This window comes from Testudinibacter sp. 'clade 2', assembly GCF_006227735.1.
Taxonomy (GTDB): domain Bacteria; phylum Pseudomonadota; class Gammaproteobacteria; order Enterobacterales; family Pasteurellaceae; genus Chelonobacter.
Map to the genome: position 1 here is coordinate 1 of NZ_VDHB01000196.1, position 4140 is coordinate 4140.

General features: G+C 46.7%; 4 protein-coding genes. All 4 read right to left on the minus strand.

Features of this window, described 5'->3' with window-relative positions; translation table 11 throughout:
- Nucleotides 1-101 precede the first annotated feature (101 nt).
- From FHQ30_RS12465 to FHQ30_RS12480, 4 genes are read right to left on the minus strand one after another with little or no spacing between them, the layout of a single operon-like run.
- Nucleotides 102-1124 carry an endonuclease/exonuclease/phosphatase family protein gene (locus FHQ30_RS12465; RefSeq protein ID WP_176552650.1) on the minus strand — a complete coding sequence of 341 codons (1023 nt, stop codon included), beginning with the start codon at nucleotides 1122-1124 and terminating at the stop codon, nucleotides 102-104.
- 10 nt (nucleotides 1125-1134) lie between these two features.
- Nucleotides 1135-2229, minus strand: coding sequence for an ABC transporter ATP-binding protein (locus tag FHQ30_RS12470; RefSeq protein ID WP_139611678.1), 1095 nt, complete (start codon nucleotides 2227-2229; stop codon nucleotides 1135-1137).
- Between the two features lie 14 nt (nucleotides 2230-2243).
- Complete coding sequence (locus FHQ30_RS12475) at nucleotides 2244-3107, minus strand: ABC transporter permease subunit (RefSeq protein ID WP_267963840.1); 864 nt, start codon at nucleotides 3105-3107, stop codon at nucleotides 2244-2246.
- A gap of 20 nt (nucleotides 3108-3127) precedes the next feature.
- Nucleotides 3128-4003, minus strand: coding sequence for an ABC transporter permease subunit (locus FHQ30_RS12480; protein WP_139611680.1), 876 nt, complete (start codon nucleotides 4001-4003; stop codon nucleotides 3128-3130).
- Nucleotides 4004-4140 lie beyond the last annotated feature (137 nt).

The window sequence follows — 4140 nt, forward strand, 5'->3', positions numbered from 1 at the left end:
GATGTCTTAGGGTTGTACCAAAATCTGTCCTTCTCCCACAAGGGGCGAAGGGCAAGGCAAGTTACAAATTTGTGCCAGCATCGCTCCGCGCTGTGGGCGGGTTATTTCGGATAAACCCAATCCGCCAGAATCGGTTCGTGGTCAGACAACGGCATGCCGTCAGGGGTGAAGGCAGACAGAATTTCACGCTGGGAGCATTGAATCGCTTTGGCACAGAACCAATCCAATTTTTGTTGCCGATCCTGACGCAGAGTGATTCTTGATTGATGTGTCGTCACGCCGGGTGGATTCGCCTGCCAGTGATAGCCCACCTGTTCCATTGCCGCAAATAACGGTTCCGCACGGTGATCTAAACCGTCGGCAAGGTTGTTGCCACTGTTCAAGTCACCACCGATAATCACCGGTAAATCAGGGCGAAACTGCTGACAGGCTTGTGCAAGGGTGCGCATTTGTTGTTCTCGATAAGCCAAGTTCTGATTAACGTTGCTTTCCAAATGGGTGCTGACCACTAACAGATTACCTTGTGAAGTTGCCACTTCTGCCAATAATGCCATGCGACCACCGATACGGGCTTCGCCGAAGTGATTACCCACTTTTTGTCCGCTAAACCAGTGTCCGTGATCATCAAAACGCAGCATCGCCGCCGATTTAAACCGCACTTTGCTGAGAATCGCATTGCCGTGCCAGCCTTTACAATTGAAATCATCGCTTGCCAATTTGCGCTCGATTTCACTGCCTAAATCGAGCTCCAGAAACTCGACAGCGTATAGATAATACATATCCAGCTCTTGCGCCAATGCCTGTGTGGTGTGGCGTTGTTGCGTGCGCGCCATGCCGTTGTCCATTTCCGACAACAGCACGATATCCGGTTGATATTGACGCAGCAAAACCGCACTTGCATTCACATCGAGACACCGTTCCAGATTCCAAGCAACCACACGAAAATCGGCGGATAAGCACTGCCCATTATTGGTAGCATTTCCGTATTCAATGCTGTGCATACAAGGCAGTTGCATATAGTGGCGATGCACCTCACTACTGCGCTCTGCCTGCAAAATTTCATGCAAGGTAGCTTCAGACACCGGTGGTAATTCAGAACAGAGGCGGGTAATTAGCTGTATCATCTTCACCGCCTTAAGGATTGATATTATCGTGATAAATTGCCTGTCCGCTTTCGGCATCAAACAGGTAGATGTCGCTGCTGGCAACGCTGAAATACAAGGTTTCGTCGGTGGTAATATCACGCATTTCAGTCACTGCCAATAATGGTTGCGAACCTAAACTGCCGTGAATCACCCGTTGTGCACCCAGATCTTCAACCACCTTGACCGCCAGCAAAAACGGGTTTTCCACCATCGGTGGCTGGCGTGACAATTGGATTTTTTCCGAACGGATTCCGATTTTGACCGCTCTTCCCTGCCAATTTTCAGGCAATGCAAATGCCGGTTTGAAATAGTGCCCGCTTGGCAGTCGCAACATATTTTGCTGCACACTGGCCTCTAAAATATTCATCGCCGGCGAGCCCATAAACGTTGCCACAAACAAATTCGCCGGACGGTGATAGATCGCTTGCGGCGTACCGATTTGCTCAACCTTACCGCGATTGAGAATCACGATTTTATCCGCCATCGTCATCGCTTCCACCTGATCGTGCGTGACATACACCGCAGTCGTTTTCAAACGTCGCTGTAATGCTTTGATTTCCAAGCGCATGGTGTTACGCAGTTTGGCATCCAGATTAGACAACGGTTCATCAAACAAAAACAGTTTCGGTTCACGCACAATCGCCCGTCCCATTGCCACCCGCTGCCGCTGACCGCCGGAAAGCTCTTTTGGTTTGCTGTGCAGATACTCACTTAACTGCAACATTTTTGCGGTGGCTTCCACGCGTTTTTGAATTTCCGCTTTTGGATATTTACGGTTAATCAAGCCATACGCCAGATTGTTAAACACCGTCATATGCGGATACAAAGCGTAGTTTTGAAATACCATCGCAATGTTGCGATCGGCCGGTTCCAAATCATTAATTCGTTCGTCTGCCAACAAAATATCGCCTGAAGTAACCGACTCCAAACCGGCGATCATGCGCAGCAGCGTAGATTTGCCACAACCGGACGGTCCGACAAATACCACAAACTCACCGGTTTCAATGCTGATATCGGCATGTTGCGTTGCCACCTTGCCGTTAGGATAAATTTTGCTGACATTTCTGATTTCTAATGCGGACATCGTTTTTCTCTCGTTTATTTGTCGGAATCAACCAAACCTTTGATAAACCATTTTTGGAACAGCACCACCACCAATACCGGCGGTGCAATCGACAATACTGCCAAGGCAAAAGCGCGGTTATATGCCGGAATTTTGCCGTCGTCCAACACATTGATAATGTCTTTAATCCCCAACAGCAAGGTTTTGAAACTGTCATCGGTAGTCATTAAAATCGGCCATAGATACTGATTCCAACCAACCACGAACATAATAATGAAAATCGCGGCAATCATCGCTTTCGACAACGGCAATAAAATATCGATAAAAAAGCGCCAAGGTCCAGCATTATCCATTTTGGCGGCTTCGATCAGTTCGTCTGGAATCGACAGAAAAAACTGGCGGAAGAAAAACGTTGCGGTTGCGGACGCAATCAGCGGTAAAATCAAGCCGGTGTAACTGTTGACCATGCCCAATTGCGCTACGATTTCGTAGGACGGAATGATCCGTACTTCGAGCGGCAACAGCAGAGAGCTAAAGATAATCCAGAACAGAAATGTTCCCATCGGGAAGCGAAAATAAACAATCGCATATGCTGCCAACATTGAAATGATGATTTTGCCGATGGCGAAGCCCAACCCTAAAATCAGCGAGTTTTTCAACATCACCAAACCGCTGGCACCTTTAATTTGCAACGAGGTGTCATTTAAAAAGACACTAGAGGAGCCGAACAGTAGATCACGATAAGTACTGATAAATTCGTCACCGAACCAAAATTGTATCCCGTTGCGCGCCAAATATTCAGCGCTGTGGGTGGACGAGGTCAGCGCCAACCACACCGGCAGCATCAAAAAGATCACCCCACTGATTAAAATCAGATGATCAAAAAATTTTGTTTTCATCATTATTCCTCAAGCGTTGATCAATAGTGAATTTTCTTTTCTAAAAAACGGAATTGCACTACCGTCAGCAACATCACAAATACCATCAACAGCACCGATTGTGCCGAACTGCCGCCCAAATCTGCACCAAGAAAGCCATCCTGATAGATTTTATACACCAAGGTTGAGGTTTCACCGCTTGGACGACCGCGAGTCAAGGTGTCGATGATGCCAAAGGTTTCAAAAAAGGCGTAAGTAATGTTGATCACCAGCAAGAAAAACGTGGTCGGTGCCAGTAATGGAAAAGTGATCGTCCAAAAGCGCTTAGTACGACTTTTACAATCAATTGCCGCAGCTTCCTTCACCGAGTGCGGTATGCCCTGTAAACCCGCAATAAAATACACAAAGTTGACGCTCACCTGTTTCCAGACGGATACCAGCACCAATGCCAACGTCGCATCAAATGAATCCAGTTTATGATCAAAATGCCACATCTGGTTAAACAGTTGGTACAGTGGACCGACATGGGAATCAAACAGAAAAACCGCCAGCAAGCCCGCCACCGCAGGCGCAATCGCATAGGGCCAGATAATCAGGGTGTTATAACTGTTTTTGGCGCGAATCACTTGGTCGGCTTTCACTGCCAGCAACAAAGCAAGCGCCAGTGAGAAAAAGGTGACTAACAGCGAAAACAGCAAGGTAAAGCGGAACGATTTGAAATAATTGGGATTTTTCAGCACGTCAATGTAATTTTGTAAACCGACAAAAGTCGAACTGAATCCGAACGGATCTTGCAAATAAAAACTCATATTGACCGATTGCAACGCCGGCCAGACGAAAAATACGGCGATAATCAGCAATTGCGGCGCAATGAAAAAATAGGGTAAAGCGGAATGTTTAAAGGTTCTTTTATTCATATTCTGATCCAAAAATAAGAAAAACTGAGGCAGCTTATTGATCAACGCTACCTCAGGTTAGGGTCTGTTGATCTTTGTTTATATTTTGAGTTGTTGTTTAAAATGAGCACAATCTAGGCGTAAGCCGAAATCAATAG